This is a genomic window from Chryseobacterium gallinarum (assembly GCF_001021975.1).
GTDB classification, from domain to species: domain Bacteria; phylum Bacteroidota; class Bacteroidia; order Flavobacteriales; family Weeksellaceae; genus Chryseobacterium; species Chryseobacterium gallinarum.
This window is the reverse complement of the sequence record NZ_CP009928.1, coordinates 598,685-624,692: the sequence shown is the minus strand read 5'-3', so window position 1 is coordinate 624,692 and position 26,008 is coordinate 598,685. Positions and strand designations below refer to the sequence as shown.

25 protein-coding genes and 1 other RNA gene are annotated in these 26,008 nt (G+C 37.1%); 14 read left to right on the top strand and 12 right to left on the bottom strand.

Going from position 1 to position 26,008, the window contains the following annotated elements:
• Positions 1–115 precede the first annotated feature (115 nt).
• From OK18_RS02865 to OK18_RS02850, 4 genes are all read right to left on the bottom strand, one after another.
• Entirely contained in the window at positions 116–847 is a 732-nt protein-coding gene (locus OK18_RS02865) for a class I SAM-dependent methyltransferase (RefSeq protein ID WP_053327021.1), read from the bottom strand.
• A 79-nt stretch (positions 848–926) separates the two neighbouring features.
• The gene (locus tag OK18_RS02860) at positions 927–1,127 is read right to left on the bottom strand and encodes a YqaE/Pmp3 family membrane protein (RefSeq protein WP_050019914.1); all 201 of its coding nucleotides are present in this window, start codon (positions 1,125–1,127) and stop codon (positions 927–929) included.
• A gap of 34 nt (positions 1,128–1,161) precedes the next feature.
• Entirely contained in the window at positions 1,162–1,593 is a 432-nt protein-coding gene (locus tag OK18_RS02855; RefSeq protein ID WP_053327020.1) for a hypothetical protein, read from the bottom strand.
• A 13-nt stretch (positions 1,594–1,606) separates the two neighbouring features.
• Positions 1,607–3,625, bottom strand: coding sequence for a M3 family metallopeptidase (locus OK18_RS02850; protein ID WP_053327019.1), 2,019 nt, complete (start codon positions 3,623–3,625; stop codon positions 1,607–1,609).
• Positions 3,626–3,839: 214 nt separating this feature from the next.
• Here OK18_RS02850 and OK18_RS02845 point away from each other — a divergent pair, with 214 nt between their 5' ends.
• From OK18_RS02845 to rpoN, 7 genes are all read left to right on the top strand, one after another.
• A complete protein-coding gene (locus tag OK18_RS02845) occupies positions 3,840–4,364 on the top strand; it encodes an SRPBCC family protein (RefSeq protein ID WP_050019917.1) in 525 nt (174 codons plus the stop codon).
• A 149-nt stretch (positions 4,365–4,513) separates the two neighbouring features.
• Positions 4,514–4,963 carry a hypothetical protein gene (locus tag OK18_RS02840; RefSeq protein WP_053327018.1) on the top strand — a complete coding sequence of 150 codons (450 nt, stop codon included), beginning with the start codon at positions 4,514–4,516 and terminating at the stop codon, positions 4,961–4,963.
• A 110-nt stretch (positions 4,964–5,073) separates the two neighbouring features.
• Positions 5,074–5,586, top strand: a complete 513-nt coding sequence (locus OK18_RS02835; protein WP_053327017.1) for a nitroreductase family protein — start codon at positions 5,074–5,076, stop codon at positions 5,584–5,586.
• Positions 5,587–5,787: 201 nt separating this feature from the next.
• Positions 5,788–6,351, top strand: coding sequence for a 30S ribosomal protein S16 (locus OK18_RS02830; RefSeq protein WP_053327016.1), 564 nt, complete (start codon positions 5,788–5,790; stop codon positions 6,349–6,351).
• Between the two features lie 15 nt (positions 6,352–6,366).
• A complete protein-coding gene (gene rimM, locus OK18_RS02825; RefSeq protein WP_053327015.1) occupies positions 6,367–6,909 on the top strand; it encodes a ribosome maturation factor RimM in 543 nt (180 codons plus the stop codon).
• A 359-nt stretch (positions 6,910–7,268) separates the two neighbouring features.
• Entirely contained in the window at positions 7,269–8,717 is a 1,449-nt protein-coding gene (gene asnS / locus OK18_RS02820; protein ID WP_053327014.1) for an asparagine--tRNA ligase, read from the top strand.
• 159 nt (positions 8,718–8,876) lie between these two features.
• Complete coding sequence (gene rpoN, locus OK18_RS02815; RefSeq protein ID WP_050019931.1) at positions 8,877–10,340, top strand: RNA polymerase factor sigma-54; 1,464 nt, start codon at positions 8,877–8,879, stop codon at positions 10,338–10,340.
• 94 nt (positions 10,341–10,434) lie between these two features.
• Here the strand turns inward: rpoN and OK18_RS02810 are convergent, their stop codons facing one another.
• Genes OK18_RS02810 through OK18_RS02800 form a run of 3 tightly spaced genes read right to left on the bottom strand, consistent with a single transcriptional unit; the run spans position 10,435 to position 13,275 of the window.
• Positions 10,435–12,057, bottom strand: coding sequence for an AMP-binding protein (locus OK18_RS02810; RefSeq protein ID WP_053327013.1), 1,623 nt, complete (start codon positions 12,055–12,057; stop codon positions 10,435–10,437).
• Between the two features lie 59 nt (positions 12,058–12,116).
• Positions 12,117–12,791, bottom strand: coding sequence for an MFS transporter (locus OK18_RS02805; protein WP_050019932.1), 675 nt, complete (start codon positions 12,789–12,791; stop codon positions 12,117–12,119).
• A complete protein-coding gene (locus OK18_RS02800; protein ID WP_053327012.1) occupies positions 12,784–13,275 on the bottom strand; it encodes an RNA polymerase sigma factor in 492 nt (163 codons plus the stop codon). Before OK18_RS02800 ends, OK18_RS02805 begins: the two co-directional genes overlap by 8 nt.
• 227 nt (positions 13,276–13,502) lie before the next feature.
• Here OK18_RS02800 and rnpB point away from each other — a divergent pair.
• Positions 13,503–13,827: RNase P RNA component class A (gene rnpB, locus OK18_RS20770), an RNA gene on the top strand.
• A gap of 63 nt (positions 13,828–13,890) precedes the next feature.
• Here rnpB and OK18_RS02795 read toward each other — a convergent pair.
• Together OK18_RS02795 and OK18_RS02790 are read right to left on the bottom strand one after the other, a co-directional pair.
• A complete protein-coding gene (locus OK18_RS02795; protein WP_053327011.1) occupies positions 13,891–14,760 on the bottom strand; it encodes a polyphosphate kinase 2 family protein in 870 nt (289 codons plus the stop codon).
• Positions 14,761–14,965: 205 nt separating this feature from the next.
• Positions 14,966–15,430 carry a DUF1573 domain-containing protein gene (locus OK18_RS02790; RefSeq protein WP_053327010.1) on the bottom strand — a complete coding sequence of 155 codons (465 nt, stop codon included), beginning with the start codon at positions 15,428–15,430 and terminating at the stop codon, positions 14,966–14,968.
• 128 nt (positions 15,431–15,558) lie between these two features.
• Here OK18_RS02790 and OK18_RS02785 point away from each other — a divergent pair, with 128 nt between their 5' ends.
• The 6 genes from OK18_RS02785 (at position 15,559) to OK18_RS02760 (ending at position 22,254) form a co-directional block, all read left to right on the top strand.
• On the top strand, positions 15,559–18,174 hold the full coding sequence (locus tag OK18_RS02785) for a valine--tRNA ligase (protein ID WP_053327009.1): 2,616 nt from the start codon (positions 15,559–15,561) through the stop codon (positions 18,172–18,174).
• 279 nt (positions 18,175–18,453) lie between these two features.
• The gene (locus OK18_RS02780; RefSeq protein ID WP_053327008.1) at positions 18,454–19,089 is read left to right on the top strand and encodes a DUF4241 domain-containing protein; all 636 of its coding nucleotides are present in this window, start codon (positions 18,454–18,456) and stop codon (positions 19,087–19,089) included.
• Between the two features lie 65 nt (positions 19,090–19,154).
• A complete protein-coding gene (locus tag OK18_RS02775) occupies positions 19,155–20,045 on the top strand; it encodes a ribokinase (protein ID WP_053327007.1) in 891 nt (296 codons plus the stop codon).
• A gap of 90 nt (positions 20,046–20,135) precedes the next feature.
• A complete protein-coding gene (locus tag OK18_RS02770; RefSeq protein WP_053327006.1) occupies positions 20,136–20,981 on the top strand; it encodes an alpha/beta hydrolase family protein in 846 nt (281 codons plus the stop codon).
• A complete protein-coding gene (locus tag OK18_RS02765; protein WP_050019939.1) occupies positions 20,978–21,622 on the top strand; it encodes an HD domain-containing protein in 645 nt (214 codons plus the stop codon). Before OK18_RS02770 ends, OK18_RS02765 begins: the two co-directional genes overlap by 4 nt.
• 38 nt (positions 21,623–21,660) lie before the next feature.
• On the top strand, positions 21,661–22,254 hold the full coding sequence (locus tag OK18_RS02760; RefSeq protein WP_082129121.1) for a hypothetical protein: 594 nt from the start codon (positions 21,661–21,663) through the stop codon (positions 22,252–22,254).
• A 62-nt stretch (positions 22,255–22,316) separates the two neighbouring features.
• On the opposite strand, the gene OK18_RS21425 is transcribed toward OK18_RS02760, so the two are convergent.
• From OK18_RS21425 to OK18_RS02745, 3 genes are all read right to left on the bottom strand, one after another.
• The gene (locus tag OK18_RS21425) at positions 22,317–22,547 is read right to left on the bottom strand and encodes a hypothetical protein (RefSeq protein WP_050019940.1); all 231 of its coding nucleotides are present in this window, start codon (positions 22,545–22,547) and stop codon (positions 22,317–22,319) included.
• 167 nt (positions 22,548–22,714) lie between these two features.
• Positions 22,715–23,605, bottom strand: a complete 891-nt coding sequence (locus OK18_RS02750) for a DUF72 domain-containing protein (RefSeq protein WP_050020446.1) — start codon at positions 23,603–23,605, stop codon at positions 22,715–22,717.
• 93 nt (positions 23,606–23,698) lie between these two features.
• Entirely contained in the window at positions 23,699–25,789 is a 2,091-nt protein-coding gene (locus tag OK18_RS02745; RefSeq protein ID WP_053327005.1) for a T9SS type A sorting domain-containing protein, read from the bottom strand.
• Positions 25,790–26,008: the final 219 nt, after the last annotated feature.

The window sequence follows — 26,008 nt, the reverse complement described above, 5'->3', positions numbered from 1 at the left end:
TCATTTGCAGACCATCCGTACGTTGCTGAAATAAAGAAGTTTGATGTTGAAAATTTTTATAATGGGCCCCTTGTCACTATAGTATAGGGGAAGTACATCTGTATTTCAATAAAAGTTATTTTTCGGCAGAGATAATTAACATCATCGGGCGTCGGAGTTCTTCTTTCATCTCAGGAATTTCCTTCAGCATTTCCGGACCTGGTTGAGGTTCGACAATTTTTTTGATTTTGAAGCCATGTTTTAGTAAGGTATTTAAATAAGAAGTCAGCGTTCTGTGGTATTTGATTACATTTTCACCCAGGAATGTGGTGTTTCTTTTCCCTTCAAGAAAATAGCGGTCAACGGGCCAGCATGTTTTCTGTCCGTCTTTGTCATAAACCCAGTCCTGCCCGCCTTCAGCTGTAAACACGGGATGCTCTACTGAAAACACAAGATGTCCTCCGGCAGTCAGCCATTGATAAATATTTCCTGCAATCGTTTCAAAGGACTCTATATAATGAAACGTTAGTGAACTCAAAACCAGGTCAAAGCTATTGCTTGGATAAGTAACATCCTCCAGGGCCATTCTTTCATATTGAATACCTTCAAGCTGATTGATATCTTTTGCTTTGGCCAGCATTTTTTCTGACAGATCAATTCCGATAACAGATGTAGCTCCATTTTCTATGGCATAGCGGCAATGCCAACCAAAGCCGCAGCCGAGATCAAGAACTTTCTTTCCTTTAAAATCCGGCAGCATAGTTCTCAAAGTATGCCATTCTCCGGCACCTTCCAGACCCAGCTGTGACCGGAGCATTTTTTCATATTGATCAAAAAAAGAAGGATCGTCGTATTTATTTTCTTTCATAATACAGTAAATCTGTTGTTTTTAATTAGCAGATAAACTCTTTAAAAATTAAAGATTATCGTATCAGGAGTAAGCATATTTACTTTTGATTTTCCTGCATCGCTTTAATTAACCTGTTAGTTCTTTTGTCTGCTCTTGCATTATTCAGGGATAAGACAGCCCAGATAGCAGCCGGAAGCCACCCGATCAATGTGATCTGTAAAATCAGGCAAATAATTCCTGTGATGATTTTTCCACGAACCATAAAAGACAAGAACGGAAGTAAAATGGCTAGTAACATACTTTATTATTTTAAAATATAAATATACTGATTTTCAGTGATATCTGAATTGCCTGATCAGGTCTTTCATTGTCTTGTCGGTTTTCATCAGCTCTCCTTGCGGAATCTGGCCATTAAGGTAAGTGAACAACAAATCGGTGACCCAGCTGTTGTCCATATGATGAACATAATAGGCACATATTAGCCCTATGTCATCAGAAATATAAGCCGGCAAATCTGATGAACCTGTTATTTTGAAAGTTAACACAAATATTTCCTTTCGGATCTCACTGATCTTATCTTCAGTTTTAAGGTCCATTATCCGGCCTTCAACAGCTTGATAAGCTTTCATCCACAAGTCTGAAAATCCGGCATCATCCCTGTTATCTAAAATAGTATCAATATTTTCGGAAGGAATATTGTGAAGAGCAGTTTTTAACGACTCGTTAAAAACTGCTTCCAATGTATTAAGTTCTTGTATAATCATTACAGAAAGTATTTTACCCAAAGGCTCTTTTCAATAAGCTTTCCACTTTCGGTTCACTTCCTCTGAAGTTTTTATAGAGTTCCATAGGATCTTTGGTTCCTCCTGAAGAAAGCAGTACTTTATATTTTGCAGCAATCTCAGGATTAAAAATGCCATTTTCTTTAAAATACTGGAATGCATCAGCATCTAAAACCTCAGCCCATTTATAGGAATAATATCCTGCAGAATATCCGCCCTGGAAAATATGGGAGAAACTCGGGCTCATGGCAGTTTCAGGGTTGATGGGATAAAGGGTGGTGGCTTTGGTGTACTTATCCTCGAACTCTTTTATACTCTCATTTTCTAATTCTGCTACTTTCGTATGGTAGTTCATATCCAGAAGGCCAAAACCCAACTGTCTTAAGGTCTGATATCCTTCCATGAAATTCTTAGACTGTTCGATTTTTTCAATTTTTTCGTCGGGAAGAACTTCTCCCGTCTTATAATGTTTTGCAAATGTTTTTAAGAATTCAGGTTCGTAGCAGAAGTTTTCCAGGAACTGGGAAGGAAGTTCCACGAAATCCCATTTCACAGAAGTTCCGGAAAGGGTTGGATATTGAGTATCTGCCATCATTCCGTGAAGTGCATGCCCGAACTCATGGAACAATGTGGTAACTTCCTGGAAAGTCAGCAAGCTTGGAGTATCTTTTGTCGGTTTGCTGAAGTTGCAAACAATAGAAATATGCGGACGTGAATTTTCACCGTTCTGTTTGTACTGATTTTTATAGCTGGTCATCCATGCGCCGGCTCTCTTTCCTTTTCTGGGAAAATAATCAACATACAGGAGCGATTTGTAAGTTCCGTTTTCTTTCACTTCATAGACTTTTACATCCTCGTGGTATTTAGGAATATCTGTTCTTTCTTCAAAAGTCAGTCCGAACAGTTTCCCTGCCAGTCCAAAAACGGCATCCTGAACCTGGTTTAGCGGGAAATAAGGTTTCAGTTCCTCATCGTTAAGGTCAAATTTCTGTTTACGGAGCTTTTCAGCATAGTAGGCATGGTCATAGCTTTGCATGTCTTCAATTCCGTCAGCTTTGGCTAAAGATTTTAATTCTTCAATTTCTTTATCAGCATATGGCTTTGCTTTGGTTAAAAGCTCATTTAAAAAATCAAAAACTTTTGCCGGGGATTTTGCCATTCTTTCTTCAAGAACGAAATCTGCATAATTGGTATATCCTAACAGCTCTGCTTTTTGCTGTTTTAAATCAAGAAGTTCTTTGATGAGGCTTTGGTTGTCATATTCTCCGCCATCAAAAGATTTTTTACCATTGGCTAATGCCAGTTCTTTCCTTAATTCACGGTTTTCAGCATAGGTCATGAAAGGGAGGTAGCTCGGATATTGCAGGGTAATAACCCATCCATCTAAGTTTCTTTCTTTGGCTTCTTCAGCGTACTGATCAATAATCGCTTCCGGAATCCCTGCCAGATCTTCCTTACGGGTGATATGTTTGAAATAAGCATTGGTTGAAGCCAGCACATTCTGTCCGAATTGTAAAGATTTTAAAGAAAGATCCATGTTGATTTTCTTTAATTTTTCCTTGTCTTCTTCATTCAATAATGCCCCGCTTCTCACAAAACCTTTATACGTTTCATCCAGAAGCATTTTTTGCTCCTCATTAAGGTTATATTTCTCCCTTTCATCATATACTTTTTTGATTTTGTTGAAAAGGGCTTCGTTCTGGGAAATTTTTGAGGAGTGCTCTGTCAGGATAGGAGAAACCTCCTGTGCAATCTGCTGAATTTCATCGCTGGTTTCAGCCGAATTTAAATTGAAAAAAATGTTGGAAACCACGTCCAGCTGCTCACCCGAATAGGCTAATGCTTCAATGACGTTTTGAAAAGTAGGGGCTTCCGGATTATTAACAATAGCATTGATTTCTTCTTCTGATTGTTGAATTAATTCCTTGAAAGCAGGAAGATAATCTTCGTTTTTAATATGGGTAAAAGGAGCTGCGTGGTATGGAGTATTAAATTTTTCAATTAAAATATTCATTTTTTTCAAATTTTATTTAGAGTAAATGTAAGGATTCATCGTGAATCAGAACTGCAAAGCTCAAAAATAATGCCTGAATATCCTGATGTGACAAAAATGCCTTACCTTTAATTAATCTTGTCATATGGAAAGAGAGTATGCAGAGTGAATATTTAATTTTGGAAACAGATTGGAGACATCGTCATTACGAGTAATAATTTTAAATAGATAAACTATGAAAACATTCTTGAAAATTATCGGTATCATTATCCTGCTGGTTGTAGTATACGCTGTAATTGCCATACTATTCTTCAGCAAAGATTATCATTATGAGAAATCTGTTGTCATTAATGCTCCAAAAGAAAAAGTATGGCAGCATGTAGGTTCTTTAAAGGCATACAATAGCTGGGACCCATTTTCGAAGGAGATCAAAAACTTTTCTGTTACTTATTCGGGAGAAGGAGATAAAGTAGGTGATTCTTACCATTGGAAAGGAGAGGGTAGTGAGGGAGAGCAATCTGTTACCGAAATTGTGCCCAATGAAAAATTGGGTACACAGCTTCACTTTATCAAACCTTTTGACGGAAAGGCGAAAAGCAATATTGTATTAACCCCGGACGGGAACGGAACAAAAGTGACCTGGATGATTGATAATGAATTAACCACCATGATGAAACCGATGAAGCCGATGATGGACAGTAATATGGATAAAATGTTTGGCCAGGGATTAGAAGAACTTAAGAAACTGACAGAAAAATAAAAATAGAAGCCTTGTTATTTTGCAAGGCTTTTTTTTATGGACAAATACGGATATTCTTTTGTTTTTGCATAAAAATTGATTGTTTTATAAAAAGTAAAAATTATAGATATTATTTCAAAAAATATTATCTTTATATAAAGAATCGATGTATGGAGAAGATTGTATTTGAAAAAAGCGATATCAGGAATTTTGTAAAAATGACGATCGCTGGAAAAATTGAAAAACTTAAAAATTTTATTGAATTCACTCTGGAAGCGAGCCGTGATATTAAAAAGACTCCGAAATATGATAGCATGAGAGAAGAAATGCAGGAGGAAATTTATCAGATGCAGCGGCAACTGGGTGCACTGAATGACCTTAAAAGGAACATGGCAAAAGTTTTAAACACTGCTACAGACAGGGTTCAGCTGGGTTCCCTGGTGATCACCAATAAGGCCCGGTTCTATATTTCAGTTTCGTTAGGAGAATTTTTCTTTGAAGGTGACAGATTCTATGCAATATCTCCGGAGAGTCCTATGGCGAAAAAGATGATGGGCATGAAACCAGGGGCTGCTTTCACCTTAAATAATATTCACCAGGAAATTGTAGAGGTGTTATAATATGGTGTGAGAAAGCTATAATGCAGCAGGATGAGCAGAAGGTCTGTTAATTTCAGTTTTTGCTTACCGGTTTTCACTTTTCAATACCGCTTTTTTGTAATTTTGCATCTATGAACAAAGCAGACGTTTTAAAAGAAATCATAGAGCAACGAAGAAGTATTTTTCCAAAAGATTATACAGACGCAGAAATTTCCCAGGAAGTCATTGATGAAATTTTACACTCAGCCACATTAGCTCCCAATCATAAACGTACAAAACCATGGCGTTTTAAAATATTCAAAGGAGAAGAAAAAGCTCAGCTGGCTTTGGAAATGCAGGCCATCTATAAATCTACTCAACCCGAACAACTTTTTCTGGAAAAAAAATATAACGATATAGGCTTTAAAATTAATAAGGCTAATGTTGTTGTGTCTATTGTTGTTAGTTTTAGCGGAATGGTTCCGGAATGGGAAGAAATTGCAGCAACTTCCATGGCGGTACAGAATATGTATCTTACTTGTACAGCCAATAATATCGGATGTTACTGGAGCTCTCCGGGAATCGTCAGTCATCTGAAAGATTCTTTAACGATAGAAGAAAATCAGAAATGTCTGGGACTTTTTTATATGGGAAATCTGGTTTAATAGCCCTGATTGAGCGGCCTGTCTGAGCTCTTTTTCTTTGCAAAAGAAAAAAGCGAGTAGCGAAAGCAGGTTCCCGGCTTCTGGGAAAAATAATTTGAATATATAAAACTTTTTACCTGAAGCTTTTTACTTCAAACTTTTTTATTATCTTTGCACTCTTAAATATTTAACTGGGACGAGTTCCCGTAAAATTCAAACATTATGTCAGTAAAAATCAGATTACAAAGACACGGTAAAAAAGGAAAACCTTTTTTCCACATCGTGGTTGCAGATTCAAGAGCTAGAAGAGATGGTAGATTCATCGAAAAACTAGGAACTTACAACCCAATTACTAACCCGGCAACTATCGAATTGAACGTTGATTCTGCTGTGAAGTGGTTAAACAACGGTGCTCAGCCTACTGATACTGCTAGAGCTATCCTTTCTTACAAAGGTGCCCTTTACAAAAAACACTTACAAGGTGGTGTAGCTAAAGGAGCTTTTGACGAAGCTGAAGCTGAAAAAAGATTCAATGCTTGGGTAGAAGCTAAAGATGCTAAAGTACAAGGTAAAGTAGAAGGATTATCTAAAGCACAGGCTGATGCTAAAAAAGCTGCTTTAGAAGCTGAAGCAAAAGTAAACGAAGCCAGAATTGCTGCAGCTGCACAAGCTGAAGCTGATGCTAAAGCTGCTGAAGAAGCTGCAAATGCACCTGCTGAAGAAGTTACTGAAGCTACAGAAGGAGAAGCTCCTGCTGCTGAAACTGAAGAAAACACTGAAGCTTAAGAACAAAACCTTGTTATGCGTAAAGAAGATTGCTATTTTTTAGGTAAAATCACACGCAGACATGGACTTGCGGGTAATGTGATCCTTAAATTGGATACCGACCAACCCGAGCTTTACAATAAACTGGAATCAATATTCGTTGAAATCAACGGATTATTGGTTCCATTTTTTATTGAAAAATCATCATGGAGCAAACTAGATGCTCTGAATATTGCATTCAAAAATTCCTCTGAAGCAATGGTAGACCAGGTTTTAGGTAAAAGCGTTTACCTACCTCTCTCTACATTGCCTAAACTTTCAGGAAAACAATTCTACTACCACGAGATTATAGGGTATAATATCCTTGATGAAAATAATAATGACTGTGGTGTTATCCGATCTGTAAACGATCAAACTGCTCAAAATTATTTCATTCTGGGATTTGAAGGCAGGGAAATTGTTATTCCATTGATCAAAGACTGGATTCTGGAAGTCAACAGGGAAGAACGATTCATTAAAATGCAGCTGCCGGAAGGCCTGATGGACGTATTCCTGGTTCCATCTAAAAAAGACGAATAATTGTCTTCTTGCTCTGTTAACTTTTGACTTAGTTCTTTATTCGTCATATATCTTTAAAAAAACACCTTCTTTTTTCTTTGATCAAAGCCAAGGCTTCCGTTGTTACTATTGAGCAGCTGTCCGGATTTTGTTTACCATGGCTACCATGTGTTTTATGAAGATTATGAATTTGGTCACTTTATAACCTTTTTCAAAGTTAATTTTTTCAGTTAATTTTTTATTTTCATATATGATGAGAATAATGAATTTCTTTAATCTGATTGTTTAAATGATTTTAAAGATAGTGCAACCATCAAATTGCGCTGATTTTTTGTAACTTTGCCAACATTAATTTTTATATAAAAAATTTATCATCAACAATGAAAAAGCAAACGATCAAAGAAATCCTGAAGGATTACAAGAAAGTATTACATCATGACATTACAGTTTACGGATGGGTAAGAACCTTCCGTGCTAATCGCTTTATTGCACTTAATGATGGTTCTACGATTAATAATTTGCAGATAGTTGTTGATTTCGAAAATTTTGATGAAGAACTTATCAAAAAAATCAGTACGGCTTCTTCCCTTAAAGTAGTAGGTGAAGTAGTGGAAAGCCAGGGAGCAGGTCAATCTGTAGAGATTATTGCTAAAAAGATTATCATTTTAGGGGATAACTTTACCGACGATCTTCAAAGTACCATTCTTCAGCCTAAAAAACATAGCCTGGAAAAACTTCGTGAGCAGGCCCACTTAAGATTCAGAACCAACTTATTCGGTGCTGTTTTCAGAGTGCGCCACGCTGTTAGTTTTGCCGTTCATTCATTCTTTAACCAAAACCAGTTTTTCTATATCAATACGCCGGTAATCACGGGGGCTGATGCGGAAGGAGCTGGAGAAATGTTTGGAGTAACCAATTTTGATCTGAACAATATGCCAAGAACGGAAGATGGCGGAATTGATTTTACACAGGATTTCTTTGGAAGAAAGACCAACCTTACGGTTTCAGGTCAGCTTGAGGGAGAAACAGCAGCCATGGGATTGGGAAGAATTTATACTTTCGGACCTACCTTCCGTGCTGAAAATTCAAACACAACGAGACATCTTGCCGAGTTCTGGATGATTGAACCGGAGGTTGCCTTCAATAACCTGGAAGATAACATCGACCTTGCCGAAGATTTCTTAAAATATGTGATCCAGTATGTATTGGATAATTGTAAAGACGACCTTGAGTTCCTGGATAAACGTTTTGCTGAAGAGCAGAAAACAAAGCCTGAAAAAGAAAGAGCAAAAGAAGGTCTTATTGAAAAGCTTCAGAATGTTGTAGCTAAGCGTTTCAAGCGTGTAAGTTATACAGAAGCCATTGAGATTTTATTAAATTCAAAAGAAAATAAAAAAGGAAAATTCGCTTATCCGGTGGAGGCCTGGGGAGCAGATCTTCAGTCTGAGCATGAAAGATATCTGGTTGAAAAGCACTTTGAAAGCCCGGTAGTATTATTTGACTATCCGAAGGAGATCAAGGCTTTTTATATGAAACTGAATGATGACAACAAAACCGTTGCCGCAATGGATGTTTTATTCCCGGGTATCGGTGAGATTATCGGAGGATCTGAAAGAGAGGCCAGATTAGATGTATTGAAACAGAAAATGGCAGATATGCACGTAGATGAGCATGAGCTTTGGTGGTATCTTGATACCAGAAAATTCGGTTCTGTACCTCATGCAGGCTTTGGATTAGGATTAGAAAGACTTGTTCTTTTTGTAACGGGAATGACTAATATCAGAGATGTAATTCCTTTCCCAAGAACGCCGAAAAGCGCTGAATTCTAGAACAATAAAAAAAGCCTTAATGAGAAATTAAGGCTTTTTTTATTCTTTAATAGTTTATTATGTTGAGATGTATAATGCAAAAATCATGCTAAATATACTTTTTATCAAATAAATTTATTAAATTCGTAGAATATGTTATGTTAAAACGCAAATACGAATATGCTTAAACAACACTTACAACTCAAATTAGGACAAAAGCTGGCCCCTCAGCAGATCCAGTTGATGAAGCTTATCCAGCTTCATACTCTTGAATTTGAAGAGGAGTTGGAGAGAGAGTTAGAAGAAAACCCTGCTTTGGAAATTGTAAAGGAGGATTCTAAAGAAGATGATTTTTCTTCTCTGGAAGACGCTTATCAGGATGAGGGTACAGAAAGCATCGAAACAGATTTTGACGTCAATGAGTATCTCTATGACGATGAACCAAGCTATAAAACTGCATCCAGCAACTATTCTCCGGACGATGAGGAATTTGATAATGAAAGCCTTTTAACAGAAGGGCAGTCGTTATATGATTATTTAATGGAACAAATCCATCTTGTCAATATCAATGATGAAGACCTGAAGATTGCGGAATATCTTATTGGAAACCTGGATACCGACGGTTATCTGAGAAGGGAAATCAAATCTATTGTTGATGATCTCGCTTTCTCACAAGGAATCTATACTACCAAAGAAAAAGTAGAGGATGTCCTCGAAAACTATGTTCAGAAGCTGGATCCGCCTGGTGTAGGTGCCAGAGGCCTTCAGGAGTGTTTATTGTTACAGATAGAGAAGAAGGTAAGTTCGGACAAAGCAGTGTCCCTGGCAGCTAATATTCTGAGAAACCAGTTTGAAGCTCTTACCAATAAGCATTATAATAAAATCATCCAGAAATATGATATCGAAGAGGATGACCTGAAAGATGCACTGGATGAAATTTCAAAATTATCCCCGAAAGTAGGAGGAAACTTTGATACACAAACCATTACTATCAATCAGGAAATCATCCCGGATTTTGTAATCCAGGTGAAAGACGGACAGGTAATTCCTATGCTTAACAGCAAAAATGCACCTACTTTAAGAGTATCTGAAGAGTATAAAGATATTCTTACTACTTATTCGCATGATAAGAATTCATCTGAACATAAACAGGCTGCATTGTTTATTAAGCAGAAGTTGGACGCTGCCAAATGGTATATTGATGCTATTAACCAGCGTCAGAATACCTTGCTGCAAACCATTACGGCAATTGTCAAATTCCAGAAAGATTATTTCATCACAGGAGACGAAAAATCCCTGAAGCCGATGATTTTAAAGGATATCGCAGATATTACGGGGTTTGATATTTCTACGATCTCAAGGGTAGTGAAAAGCAAATATGCCGATACTCCTAACGGAATCATATACCTTAAAGATTTATTCTCAGATAGTCTGACTAATGATGATGGAGAAGAAGTTTCCACAAAAGAGATTAAAACCCATCTTCAGGAAGTGATCAACAAAGAGAATAAGAGAAAACCGCTGACAGATGATGCGCTGGTGGTGATCTTAAAAGAACAAGGCTATAATATTGCCAGAAGAACAATTGCGAAATATCGTGAACAGCTCAATATCCCCGTAGCTAGATTAAGAAAAGAACTTTAATAATAAAAAAGCATTTCAAACCGAAATGCTTTTTGTTTTTTTACTTTGTTTAAAAGTGAAGTTGCTTTTAATACTCTTAACTTTAAGGATAAAATTAAGCCTTATGTCTTTCCAGCCCTAATTCTCTTATGGAAATTTCCCGCATTTCAACCTTTCGTATCTTGCCGGAAATAGTCATTGGAAACTCGTCAACAAACTTCCAGTATTTTGGTATTTTATAATGGGCAATCCTGCCTTTACAGTATTCCAGCAGTTCCTCTTCAGTAATATTGAATCCTTTTCTTACTTTTACCCATGCCATCACTTCTTCACCAAATTTTTCACTGGGCACTCCAATGATCTGAACATCCAGAATATGAGTATAGGTATATAAGAAATCTTCAATTTCTTTAGGTGAAATGTTTTCGCCACCACGGATAATAAGATCTTTAATTCTGCCGGAAATGGTAATATATCCGTCTTTATCCATTACTGCCATATCTCCGGTATGCATCCATCGGGCATCATCCAGTACCTTTTTGGTATTTTCAGGATCATTCCAGTATTTAAGCATGACAGAATAGCCTCTTGTACAAAGCTCACCGTGTTCTCCACGGTTAACTATTCTTCCGTTTTCATCGATGATTTTTATCTCAAGATGATCCTGCACCGTTCCCACTGTACTGATTTGTTTTTCCAACGGGGTGCCGATCAGGGTTTGAGTAGAGACGGGAGATGTTTCCGTCATTCCATAACAGATACTCATTTCTTTAATATTCATCAGGTTTTCCACCTTTTTCATAATTTCAGGAGGACATACTGATCCTGCCATAACACCGGTTCTTAAGCTTGAAAAATCATAGGTTTCAAAATTTTTTACTGCTAATTCTGCAATGAACATGGTAGGCACTCCGTACAGAGAGGTGCATTTTTCATCAGAAACAGTTTTCAATGTGATATCCGGATCAAAACTGTCATTAGGAATCACCATGCAGGCACCATGGGAAGTACAGCATATATTCCCGATGACCATTCCGAAGCAATGATAAAATGGTACAGGAATGCAGACCCTGTCTTTTTCCGTATATTTTAACCGTACCCCGATAAAATAACCATTATTCAAAATATTATGATGGGAGAGAGTGACTCCTTTGGGAAATCCTGTAGTTCCTGAAGTGTATTGGATATTAACGGGATCATCAAACTGAACATGTTCCTCAAAGCTGTGGAGGACTTCATCAGAAATATCCTGTCCTTTGTTGACAAATTCTTCCCAGTTGTCGTCGAAGAAAATTTCATGCTCAAGGGAAGGACATACTTCTTTGGCATATTCCACCATCTCTTTATAATTGCTGGTTTTAAAATGTAAAGCCGAAAAAATAAACCTGATTTCAGACTGGTTGATCACATAAGTAAGTTCGTGTGTCCTATAGGCCGGATTGATATTCACAAGAATGACACCTATCCTGGCAGTAGCATATTGTAAAAGTACCCACTCATATCGGTTTGAGGACCATATTCCGATACGATCCCCTGCCTTTGCTCCCAGGAATATTAATGCTTTTGAAACAGCGGTTGTCTGATTGTAAAATTCCTGATAGGTAGCTCTGTAGTTTTGATGTACACAAACCAGGGCTTCTTGATGGGGGTATTTTTCTACAGTATTTTTAAGGTTTTTTCCGATCGTTTGTCCTAACAATGGAACCTCGGATGCTCCATAGACATAAGATAAAGGCATAGTATAAGATTTGGTTAACTAAAATTAACAAATATATCTTTAACTACGAACAATATACATTAATTTTCCTGTGAATCAATCTCCTTAAGCTGTTTCAGATTTTTATCAAGCTTTTTAATAATACTGCCATAAACAAGTCTGTAATATAACCAGATCATGGATACAGCCAGCAAAGTACTGACAACAATACCAACAATAATAATGGTAAGATTGGAGTTGGTAGGCTGAATATTCTGAGAATTTAAAGTATAAAATATAAATGCTATCAATACAAAGGTAAACGTAAGAAGCAAAACGATACTGATCAGGATAAATGCATTCACTGTTTTTTTGAACTTGATGATTCTCGTAATGAATCCTTTCAGGTTTTCTTCAATTTTGATTTTGCGATAATTCTGATAAAATTTCAGCACAAAATACGCTGTAATTAATAAACTCAGAATTTTTATTGCTAAATAAACATGGCCAAAATTACTTTCCACCTCAGGAGCCTCCTGCGCTCCCAGCCTTTCCAGCACATTTCGGAAACTGTCAGATTCTTCTTCCTGAAAGAAATAGAATAATCCCAGTACGGAAAAGAATAAAAATTCAACAACACTGATCCAGAAAATATATTTCACATAATTACGTGACTTCTTATTCAACATCTGAAGAATCTCACGGTTGTCATATTTTGGCTGGACAGGCTGCTCCTGCCATGTTTTCTTAAAGCTATCTAAATCAAATTCAGGCATATTTTTCCATCTGTTCTTTAAGGGTTTTCTTTAATCTGTTCATTTTTACACGTGCATTAACCTCAGTGATCCCAAGGTTTTCTGCAATATCCTTGTAAGGCAGATCGTCAAGATACATCATGACAATGGCTCTTTCTATATTGGGAAGAGTCTTGATTACAGTATATAAAAGTGATATTTGTTGTTGTTTCTCATCATCGTCTTCCACAAAATCTCTGTGGTTAATGTCCAGTTCATTCGTTTGAAGGCTTTTGCTTTTTTTTCTGAAGAGGGTAATGGCAGTATTAAGTGCAACACGGTACATCCAGGTAGAAATTTTGGAATTTCCTTTAAAAGAATCATAGCTTCTCCAAAGCTGTAATACGATTTCCTGAAAAAGGTCCTCTTCATCTTCAAGAGAATTCGTATATAAGCGCGAAACTTTGATAATCAGACCCTGATTATCTTTGATAAGCTGCGCAAACTCTTTTTCTCTGGAATTCATAGAAATATAATGCACGAAGATAATAATAATGCGGTAATTGGTGAAGAATAATTATGGCAAAATAGTAAAATGGCGAAAAAGCTTAATGCTAAAGAAATTAAGCAAATTTTTAAACATAAGAATCCATAAAAAGCTTTTAGTATCCGATCACTACAATTTATTTGATTTATTGTCTTTTTTGTTCTTTCTTTTTTCCGCCTCTCCAAAATTCCGTATCTTTGCATCCGCGAGAAAGTCGGCCTGTTGATTTCCCGTTCTACGGGAGGTAGGAAAGTCCGGACACCATAGAGCAGCAAAGCGGATAACATCCGTCACCCGCGAGGGTAGGACAAGTGCAACAGAAAGCAGGTACAGTTCGGCTGTAGTGAAACCAGGTAAACTCTTTGCGGTGCAATGGTAAGTATATCGGTTCTTTTCAGTAATGGAAATAGGGGTGGCTCGTCCTGAAAGCCGAGGGGTAATCAGCTCAAGTCTTGCAGTAATGTAAGGCGTAGATAAATAACAGGCACTTCTTCGGAAGTACAGAATCCGGCTTATAGATTTTCTCGTGTTTTTAAGTTATTTAGAGATAAATATGATCAAAGCTTCCTGATTCGATTGGGAAGCTTTGATTATTTATTCATTTTCAAGAGTACTTTTAGCATCAATGAGGCCTTGCTTTTCTTTGTCGGAAAGTTGCGGATATTTCAGGTTCATTTTTTCCAGCGTATCTATAATGATCTGTATTGCTGCTACTCTGGCAAACCATTTATTGTCAGCAGGAAGTACATACCACGGAGCATAATCTTTGGCGGTTTCGTTGATTGCGGTCTCATAACAATCCATGTATTTGTCAAATAAAGCTCTTTCAGGAAGGTCTCCTGTAGAGAATTTCCAGTTTTTTTCCTGTTCGTTGATCCTGTCAAGAAGCCTTTTCTTTTGTTCATCCTTCGAGACATTCAGGAATATTTTAATAATAGTGGTCCCGTTTTGTGAAAGATGCTTTTCAAAATTTCGGATGCTTTCATACCGGTTTTCCCAGAATGTATTGTCAAAATCTTTTACAGAAGACCATGTTTTTTCACTTAAATTATATTCTGGGTGTACTTTGCAGACTAATACACTTTCATAATGGGAGCGGTTAAAGATTCCTATCATTCCTTTCTCTGGCAGTGCAAGGTAATGCCTCCATAAAAAATCGTGGGAATATTCTTTGGAGCTAGGTGTTTTAAAGCTGGTGACATTACATCCTTGTGGATTGACCCCGCCGAAAACATGTTCTATCATACTATCTTTTCCGGCTGCATCCATCGCCTGCAATACCACTAAAAGAGACTGGCTTCCGTCAGCATAAAGCTTCTCCTGCAATTCACGGAGTTTTTCCTTTTCCTTAATTAATAACTGAGCTCCTTCTTCCTTGGTAAGCTTTCCTTTATATGCGGTAGGTGTTTTTTTAATTGAAAATTTTCCATTTATTTTAAAGTCATCTGAGAAATTGGTGTCCATATATATGTTTTTTATTTAAAGATAAAAGATAAAAGATAAAAGATAAAAGATAAAAGATAAAAGATAAAAGATCTTATTGTTAAATAACTATTATCCATCCGGATATCAACATCAATAGGAGGGCTTCAGCCCAGCCCAATAATTATTTAAATATAACAAAAAACCGCCTCAATAGAGACGGTTCCTTTATTTTTTTTAGTAAAGATTACTTCGCGGCAGCTTTTTTAGCTAGTTTCGCAGCTTTTTTCTCTGCTTTTGCAGCTTCTTTCTGCTCTGCAGGAGTCAGTACTTTTGGCTCAGGAGCATTAGGGTCTACATTACCTTTAATGTAGATTACGCTTCTGCTGTTAGCAGGGTCATTAGAGAAAACCTCAATCATTTTGTTGAAAGGTCCGTTAAGAGCAGTGTTGTATCCAACTTTGATCTTAGCAGACTTTCCCGGCATGATCGGATCCTGACTAAATTCTGGTGTAGTACATCCGCAAGATGGTTTTACATTAGAAAGGATTAAAGGCTTATCACCTGTGTTCGTTACCGTAAAGAATCTTGTACCGTCGGCATTAGGTTTAATATTACCGTAGTCGAAAGTAGTTTTATCAAACGTAATCGTTTGTGCAGATGCAAAGGCAAATGTTCCGAATAATGCAATTCCTGCGATTAATTTCTTCATATTCTTGAATGTTAATATGTTTGTTAGATAAGTTTTGTGAAACAAAGTTAAAAATTATTTTAATTCATGCTTAAAAATTTTTTTCTTTAGACTATTTTTGCAAATTGTAAGCCAAAGAAATAGAATTTATGCAGATTTCAGAAAAATATAATCCACAGGAAACAGAACAAAAATGGTATAACTACTGGTTGGAAAACAAATACTTCCATTCAGAGCCTAATGACAAACCACCATATACCGTGGTAATTCCTCCGCCAAATGTTACGGGGATTTTACACATGGGGCATATGCTGAACAATACCATTCAAGATGTTCTGGTCCGTCGTGCAAGAATGCGGGGGTTTAATGCCTGTTGGGTTCCGGGAACAGATCATGCTTCCATTGCTACCGAAGCTAAAGTTGTTGCTAAATTGAAGTCTGAAGGAGTCAATAAGTCAGATATTACCCGTGAACAATTCTTGGAGCACGCCTGGGAATGGACCCATAAGTATGGGGGAACTATTCTTGAACAGCTAAAAAAATTAGGATGTTCATGTGATTGGGACAGAACCCGTTTTACCATGGAGGATAAGCTTTCTCAGCAGGTGATCAGGAGCTTTGTAGACCTTTATAATAAAGGACTGATCTATAGAGGCTACAGAATGGTAAACTGGGATCCTGAGGCGAAAACCAATATTTCTGATGAAGAGGTTATTTTTAAAGAACAAAACGGAAAACTGTATTTCCTTAAATATAAAATTGAAGGGTCAGAAGAGTTTCTTTCAGTTGCAACGACGCGTCCTGAGACTATTTTTGGAGATACGGCAGTATGTATCAACCCTAATGATGAGAGATACGCCCATCTGAAAGGTAAGAACGTAATTGTCCCGATTGTCAACAGAGTAATTCCTATTATTGAGGACGAATATGTAGATATTGAGTTCGGAACGGGAGCTTTGAAAATCACTCCGGCACACGATACCAATGACTACGAGATCGGACAGAAGCATCAGCTCAAAATGATTGATGCGCTAGATGATGATGGAAATCTGAACGAACATGGTTTACATTATGCAGGGAAAAACAGATTTGAAGTCAGAAAACAAATCGCTAAAGAACTGGAAGAAAAAGATCTTTTGTTAAAGTCAGAAGATTATGTGAATAAAGTGGGAACTTCTGAAAGAACAGGGGCTGTTATTGAGCCTAAGGTTTCCGTTCAATGGTTCTTGAAAATGTCTGAAATTGCTCAGCCTGCACTGGATGTCGTGATGAATGACGAAGTGAAGTTCTATCCTGAGAAATTTAAAAATACTTACAAACACTGGATGGAAAACATCCGTGACTGGAATATTTCCCGACAGCTTTGGTGGGGTCAGCAGATACCTGCCTACTATTATGGCACAGGAGATGAAGATTTTGTAGTGGCTGAGACTAAAGAAGAAGCTTTGGAACTGGCAAAACAAAAAACAGGAAATAAGGAATTATCAGCAGAGAACCTCACTCAGGATAATGATGCATTAGACACCTGGTTCTCTTCATGGTTATGGCCAATGTCTGTATTTGATGGGGTGCTTGATCCTGATAATAAAGATATCAATTATTATTATCCGACTTCAGATCTGGTTACGGCACCTGATATTATTTTCTTCTGGGTAGCAAGAATGATCATGGCCGGACTGGAATACAGAAAAGAAGTTCCGTTCAAAAATGTATATTTTACAGGAATTGTAAGAGATAAGCAGAGAAGGAAGATGTCAAAATCTTTAGGAAACTCTCCGGATCCGCTTGAACTGATGGAAAAATATGGTGCAGACGGGGTGCGAGTAGGTATTCTGTTGAGCTCTGCTGCTGGAAATGATCTCCTTTTTGATGAAGATCTGATGCTTCAGGGAAGAAACTTCATGACGAAGATCTGGAATGCTTTCCGTTTGATCAATATGTGGAATCATGAAGACAAAACGGCTAATTTAACGGAGAACCAGACAATAGAATGGTTTGAAAATAAATTAAATAAAACAATTGCAGAAATCAACGACCAGTTTGAGAAATTCAGAATTTCTGATGCACTGCACCTGATTTATAAATTAATTTGGGACGATTTTTGCGGATGGTACCTTGAAGCAATTAAGCCTAATTACGGAGAAGGTATTTCCAAGGAAGTTTACCATAAAACAATATATTTCTTTGAAGAGCTGATGAAACTGCTGCATCCTTTCATGCCTTTCTTAACGGAAGAATTGTGGCAGACTATTTCGGAGAGAAATATTGAGGAAGCTTTGGTGATTGCCCAACAGAAAGAAGCCGGTGAGTATGATGAGGCTATTATTAAAAACTTTGAAACCGCGTCAGAACTGATTTCAGGAGTTAGAAATTACCGCCAGACAAAAGGAATTTCCCCGAGAGAAGCGGCTGAGGTTTATACCAATGCATCAGAATTTGCGAATGAGGCGGTAGTAAGAAAACTGGCTAATATTTCTGAAATCCATTTCGGACAGAAAACAGATAAGCCAAGCTTTACATTCCTGGTAGGAGCTACTGAAGTTTCTATTCCTTTAAGCGAAAACCTGGACCTTGGTGAAGAAAAAGCCAAAACGGAGGAAGAATTAAAATATTTAAAAGGATTTTTAGTTTCTGTAGAAAAGAAACTTTCAAACGAAAAGTTTGTTGCCAATGCCAAACCTGAAATCGTGGAGGTAGAACGTAAGAAACAAAAAGATGCTCTTGACAAGATTGCGATCCTGGAAGAGAAGCTGAAAAGTTTGTAATTAAAAAATCAATCAGGTAAATTTCCTGAAAGTATACATATAAAAGAAGGCCGGTTGAACTAGTCTTCTTTTATATGTTTAATGATATCAATCAAGCGGTAACGTTTGAGAAACAAGTGAAAGGCTGGTGTACAAAGAAGCAATTATAAATGATAATTGGGATAAATTAAAAAGAATTGTCTATTTGTCAAAATGAATTCATTCTGATATTTTTAGTAAAGAAGATCAGGAAGACCCGGGCTCTACTCAGCCTGACATAGAGAACAAATAATAAATTAAATGACACATATAGAAAACATACAAAAATTATTTTCAAAAGACTTTGTGGAAAGTCCGTTGCTGGAGAGTTTTGAGGTGGGGAAGATTTACCTTTCCAGTGGGAAACTGGTAGCTTGTGATCCCCTGATCACCAATGATATGCTGCCTTTTTCTACAGAATTTCCAAAAGGAGATTTTCCTGTTATTTTGCATAAAGAGAGAGACAGCAACTGTGTTGCCTACTCGGAAATTATTTTCAATACAGGAGAAATCACAGAATGGAAACTGGCAACTACTGCAGGGCAGCATGTAAAAGATTTAGCGGAAGGAGAAGTCTTCGGATATCCTGTAGAAAGTGGAATGGGTTGTTTTATGGATGTGGAGACCCAGGCTAAGCTTAATGAACTGGAGCAAAAACTGTATCGTAACAAAGGAGTGGATTTTATGGGAATCTACGAGGAATTTTTCCATGAGCACTTTTTTGATGAGAACGGGGCGATAGATCAATATGCCTTCCTGAAGCCTTCAGAATCACATCCTGGAACCATATTTGCTTTTGAAACCGGGTATGGGGAAGGTTTTTATGCAAGCTATATCGCTTACGGTAAAGATCAGACCCCGGTAAAGATAATTACTGAATTTATTGAAATAAGTTAATTAAAAATAGTTATTTTTGAGAAACCATTTTGGAGTGTTATAAACTTAAACCAATATAAAACACAATGAAATTTTCATCAGAGCAACCCAAAATTATTGTTGTAGGAAGTTCCTCAATAGACCTGGTTTTGGAAACCGAAAAACTTCCTTTACCTAATGAAACTGTTTTAGCTGTTAATTCAGACAGTTATTTTGGAGGTAAAGGAGCCAATCAGGCAGTAGGTACCGCAAGACTGGGCGCGAGTGTCTATTTTATCGGCTGCGTGGGAATGGATCCTTTAGGACAGCAGATTATGAGAAACCTCGTGAGTGAAAATGTCAACGTGGGGTTTGTTCATGAAACCGATAAAGAATCTACAGGAACTGCTTATGTGACAACTTCCAACGGAAATGCTGCTATTGTAGTGGTTCCTGCGGCTAATAAATATCTGAGTAAGGCACATATAGATGAGGCAGACCGGTACTTTCATACGGCAGATATGGTTTTGGTACAGCTTGAGGTTTCAATGGATGTTGTAGAATATACCGTTAAAAAAGCCAAGAAATATGGTATAAAAGTAGGCTTGTATGCTTCACCTGCGATGAGAATCAGCAATGATATTATTGAAAATGTTGATTTTATTGTAGCGAAAAGCAGTGAACTTTATATCATTTTTGGAGAAGAGAAAAGAGAGGAGATTCTTACCAGATATTTTAATAAGGTGTTTGTGAGAGATGATACCAATTCTACTATTTATTTTGATGGGACAGAAATGAAATATTACAGAAATGATAGGGATGAAACCGTTTATAAGATGGGAATGGGAGACGCTTTTACTTCAGGATTTGCCATTGCATTGTGTCATGGAAATTCTGTAGAAGATTGTGTGAAGTTCGGAAACGAAGTTTCATCACGGGTTTCAGGAGGTAAAGGATCACAGACAGGACTACCCAGAATATCAGATTTCCTTTCTTAAAGCTATTTACAACATATCAAAAGTCTGAAACTTAACATAAAAATATAGGTAAAATGTCCACTTTTATAGTGGATTTTTTTCTTTTATACTATGGAAAAGCTAATACTCACCACTGAAGACCATGTTCCGTTAACAGCTCACCTTTTCCGTCCGGAAAAAAGCAATGGAAAACTACTGCTTATCAATTCGGCTACCGGAGTGAAACAGCAGGTCTATTTCTCATTTGCCCAATATTTTTCAGAGCAGGGATTTACGGTACTTACTTATGATTATAGAGGAATAGGGCTTTCCAAACCCAAAAATATGAGAGGCTTCCGGGGCTCTATGAGAGTATGGGGAGCGAAGGATTATAAAGAGCTCACCCGGTATATTAAAGTAAAGTTCCCGGATTACAGGAAGTATTGTCTGGGCCATTCTGTAGGAGCATTGATCTTAGGCATGAATAAGGATTCTGAAATGTTTGAGAAGTTTATCTTTGTGGGAACCCAAAAAGCTTTCGTGGGAAATCTGAAACTGAGGACAAAAATTGAGGCTTACCTGGGATTCGGGGTCGTTCAGCCGATAACAACTTCACTGCTGGGATATTTTCCGGCACATTGGTTCGGACTTGGAGAAAGTCTCCCTAAAAATTGTGCATATGACTGGAGAACCTTAATTTTAAATAAAAAATCTACCAACCGGTTGTTGGAGAAAACTGATGATTATTCTAAAAATTTAACACAGAAGGTATTGGTACTTAGAGCAGAAGATGATGTATGGGTGACGGAGAAAGGAGTTGAAAGTTTATTAAACGAAACGTATCCTAATATGAACCCGACATACAGGCTCGTGAAAATTTCAGAATCTGAAAAAAGAGAAATCGGACATGTTAATTTTTTTAGAAGCTACAATAAAAAACTTTGGGATATTATTTTAAATGAATTGATAGATACATGAAAAGTACAATTGACAACACTATAGAGTTTGTAAAAGAAAAATTAGAAGGGGCAGAAGCCGGACATGACTGGTTTCATATCGAAAGGGTCTGGAAGCTTTCCAGGAAAATTGCGGAAACTGAAGATTGTGATCATGATGTGGTAGAGCTTTCGGCACTTCTTCATGATATTGCCGATCCTAAATTTCATAATGGAGACGAGACCATTGCACCAAAAATATCCAGAGAATTTTTAGAACAACAAAATGTGCCTGACGAAACTATTGAAAAGATATTGTTTGTGATCAACAATATTTCGTTTAAAAACCGGGATCAGGCTCCCCAAAATCCCCCTATTGAGCTTAAAATTGTTCAGGATGCCGACCGTATTGATGCCATTGGGGCAATTGGTATCGCCAGAACATTTAATTTCGGAGGATTTAAAAATAATCTGATGTATGATCCTGAAACACCGCCTAACCCGGGTATGACGAAGGAGCAGTATAAGAAATCTAACGGAACGACTATCAATCATTTTTATGAAAAGCTGTTGCTTCTTAAAGATTTAATGAATACTGAAAAAGGAAAAAAGTTAGCAGAGGAAAGGCATGATTATATGCTGAATTTTCTGGACCAGTTTTATAGAGAATGGAATGTAGATTAACATTCTCCCAAAAATTCTGAAATCAGTATCTTTGCAGTATGGTATTTATCATTTTGGTTATCTTCTGGGCTTGTGTACTTTCTCTGATTTTATATAAAGTAAAATCGGGAAGGGCGGCAAAATGGGCCAAGCTGTTCCGTATTCTGACCGTTGTTTTCTCAATTTCAATTTTTACCTACTGGTTTATCAAGAAAAGCGCTGTGGCATTTGTAGATAATTCGGTAGGGCTCCAGGTAGTAAATAAACTTCCGCAGACACTGGATTTTTATCTGATCATTGTGGAGAAAGTAGATAATAATGTTGTTCTTAATCCTAAACATATCGGAAAAATACGCCCTGAATATTATAGGATTGAATACCTGAAAATGGATAAATCTGATGAGTACTGGGTAGCAGGGTATCTGGGGAAAAAGAATCTTGTTTATTTTTCTCAACATTCTGTTCCTAATAAAAATATTGATCAGATTGTGGAAGCTCAGAATTATATCAATCAAAGTGTGAAGCTTTCAGAAGCAGCAAAAAAGCAGGTGGATGCCTATAATTATGAAAATACAAAAGTGGGCATCTGGATTACGCTGGATTTTCTGCTTTTATTCCTGAACCTGGTATTGCTCCTGAAGAAAAATAAATGATAAGATCATCCTTTATATAATAAGCAACGGGTAGTCTATAATGGATTACCCGTTGCTTATTATTAGGGATAGTCCAGAATCTGCATAATTTCTTCTTTATGTTCCTCCGGACAGTTTTTAACCAGTTTATCCTTATTTTGTTTACTTATCTGTTCAGGTTTGAGCCATTCTACGTTATTAGAATTAAGGCTATGGTGGTCATATATTCTTTTTATACGGTGATCTTCATAAAAAGTATATTCATCGGCAAGCCAGCTGGTGGCGATACTGATTCTGCAAATTTCCTTTTCCATGATGTTTTTATTTTAAAATATCTTATTGGGTAAATAGGATATTTTTAAATGTATAAAAAAATATGATATGAAAGGGTGAATGATCAGTTTAATTTACCGTCAGGCAACCTGAAAGGATTCTATTCTCTATTTTAATTGACAGCTTTAGCAGACAATAATCATTAAAATTAAAAAAGTGTCCCTGTACTTTCGGTTGCCATTTGTGGAATATGGATATCGGTTTTCCATTCCTCATTCATTTTTTTGATAAAATAAGCCGATAAAAGAGGAGACGCCTTTTCAATATTCTGGTGTACAAAAAAGTAGAGGTTCTGAAGTCCTTCATTTTTCCATTTTGTCAAATGCTTCAGCCAATCATCCAGTCTTTCATAATCACTTTCTGCATTGGCCCCTACATACCGGATAAATGCATTGGGAGTGGTAAGGCGCATATGAAGCATATCTCTTCTTCCGGCAGTATCTACGATGATATTGGTAATATGATGGGCTTCAAAGAGTTCACACGTTGTGTTGAGGATTTCTTCGTCTGTAAACCATTCTGTATTTCGGAGTTCTATTGCCAAAGGGACTTCTTTTGGCCATTCTTTTACAAATTTTTCCAGCCTGTCATAATCTTTCGGTTTAAAATTATCATGAAGCTGAAGAAAAGCCATTCCCAGTTTTTCATCAAAGTTCATAACTGCCGAAGCGAAATGAGTGACGGGATCCGTAACGTCAATCAATCTTCTGAAGTGGGAAACCGTATTGGTAATCTTGGGGAAGAATTTGAAATGGTCCGGAGTTTTTTCTTTCCATGTTTTTACCTGGTCCGGAGTTGGCATTCCGTAAAATGTAGCGTTCAATTCAATTGAATTAAACTGGGTTGCATAGTAAGTAAGTTCGTCTTTTGTTCCTTTGGGATAGAATCCTTTGAGATCCGTTTTGTTCCATTTGGCACATCCTATAGAGATGTTTTCCAATCCCTTTTTATTAAGATTTAAAATTTCTTTGGTTCGGGGATGGTCTTCAGGTAGGGTAAAATCTATTATTGAGGGATCTTCTACTTGTCCGAATTTCATATCTGTAACTTTTAAGGTTAAACTCTTAACACAAATATAACCCAAAACCATAGAGATGACTATGGTTTTAGGACAAAAAATATCTGATGTTGTTTATTCCTTGATTATTTTTTTGATGAGGTGTGTTTTTTCCGTTTTTATTTTCATGATATACAGGGCGTTGGAATAGACAGAGAAATCTATGGTAACAATATTCCGGTCAAAGTCCTGATTGAAAATGAGTTTTCCCTGGGAGTCAAATATTTTTATATTTTCTATGCGCTCGTCAGACTGGATCTGCAGAACATTTTTTACCGGATTGGGAAAAACTTTGATGCCGGCCTTAAGCGCAGTTTCCGGATTTTTTTCACGTTTTGCATTTCCGCAATTGGTAGTAAAACTAATATCCGGATACATAGATTGCAGGTCATTGAACTCAGCATCATCTACACACATGGATAAATTGAAATTGTACCCTGAAAAATCATAAAGTTCTGCTATAGAACCATTCCTTATATTGACATTGGTTAAGCCGGGCATGTTTGATAATGAAAGTGCTGCTATATCCGGTGAATTGGAAAAATCAAGCTGTGTAATCAGCGGGCAATGGCTGAAATTTACATTTTTAAGATGAGTATTGTTTGAAGTATCTGCGTGTGCCAACAAAGGGTGTCCGCTAACATTAAGATTTTCAAGATTGGTATTGGCCGGCATGTTTACCGTAGTAAGCAGATTATTCCATAAGAGGTCCAATGACTTCAGGGCTGTGCACTCAGAAACATCCAGGCTCGTTATCCCGGTCATTTGTATAATGACTTCTTTAAGACCGGAACATTGTTGTATATTGATCTTATTTAATTCGGGAAAGGATCCTCCGTTTACATAATAATTTCCGATGGTCAGTGATTGCAGCCCCTGACAGTTCTGCAGATCCAGTTCTTTCAGTCCGGAATTATTTTTGAACTCAAAATTTGTGAGAGCAATACAGTTTTCAGTAATAATTTTTTGGAGATTATCATTTCCAGGCGTCCCCGGAGTTTCGGATCTGTCCGCTTTCAATGTATGAAGGTTCGGGAGATTACTGATGTTCACCGTATTCATATATCCGCAGGAATTGGTAATGTCTATATGCTCCAGTGCTGTGGCTGTACTGAAATTGACCGTATTGGTGATGGGTTGATTAAACGCTCTTACTATTTTAAGTTGTGGAAGTCCTGCGAGGTTTAATGAAGTAACATTTCCAAAATACACCCCGGATGTAGTTGTATAACCATTTCTGTTATAAAAAGAACAATCAAGCTCTTCCAGACGGGTTAGTCCTGCATTCGAAAAATCGATGGTGGTGGCGTTGATTCCTTTTAATTTTTTCAGGTTGCTGCACCCATTGATATTGATTGCCGTAAAATAAGCACCCTGGCTGTAGTAATGATCAGTGTCTGCTATAATTTCTTCCAGATTGCTACAGTTATTGGCTATGAGTTGGATTCCGTTCTGACTATAGGTTTGATTGCCGGCTGAACCACTGATTAGAATAGAAGTCAGTGAACCTAGATTAGGAAGATACAATTTTTCAAGCCGATAACATGAATTAAAACGGATAGAAGTAATGGTTGCATTTTCAATATAAAGTTCTTTGACCGCTTTGGAGTCCAGGACGATGTCTCCTGTAAGTTGCGGACAATTTTTAAACTTCAATATGGTTTCATTGGTGAGATAAGGGTTAATAGCAGGAAGAAACTGATTAATGTCCTGTACTGCCGCACAGCTATCAAATGAAAAGTCAACAGGGACGGCCTGCCAGGTTCCTGTATGATCAATATATCCACCACTTCCTGTATACAGGACTTTTTTGATCTTTGGATTATTGGTAAAGCTTATAACAGCAGATTGGGTATCCCGTACATAGAGCTCTTCAAGGTTGGTAAACAGGAGGGCATCAGTAATGTGCCCGGGAAGAGTACCGGGTGGGGGATTTCCACCGGCATCTATATTCAGGATATTTACCTGGAGGGCTTCAGAATATTGAATTTCACCGTCTCCATTGGTATCTATGGCAATAGGATTTCCGTTGATGTCTTTGGCAATCTGATTACCGGGGGCAGAGCTTAATAGTAAAGTCTTAAACTTTGAATCGGTAAAATGAAGGGTCTGGGAGTAAGCTAATGAAGATAAGCCTACAGACAGGGTAAGTAAAATTTTTTTCATGGCTTGTATTTTTAAATTATCTTAATTTATATTCTTGGGAACTGTATAACAATAAGATAGTGCTAATTTAATTCTTTTTTTGTTTCAAAGACTAAAATGCTGATATTGTTTTTTTTATTGTCATTTTAGCTGGTGTGATTATGTAAGCAGGTATTATTTTGCGATTAAGTTTTTTTTAAGAAAATGTTAACCATTGTGTTACGTAATATTAATTTTATG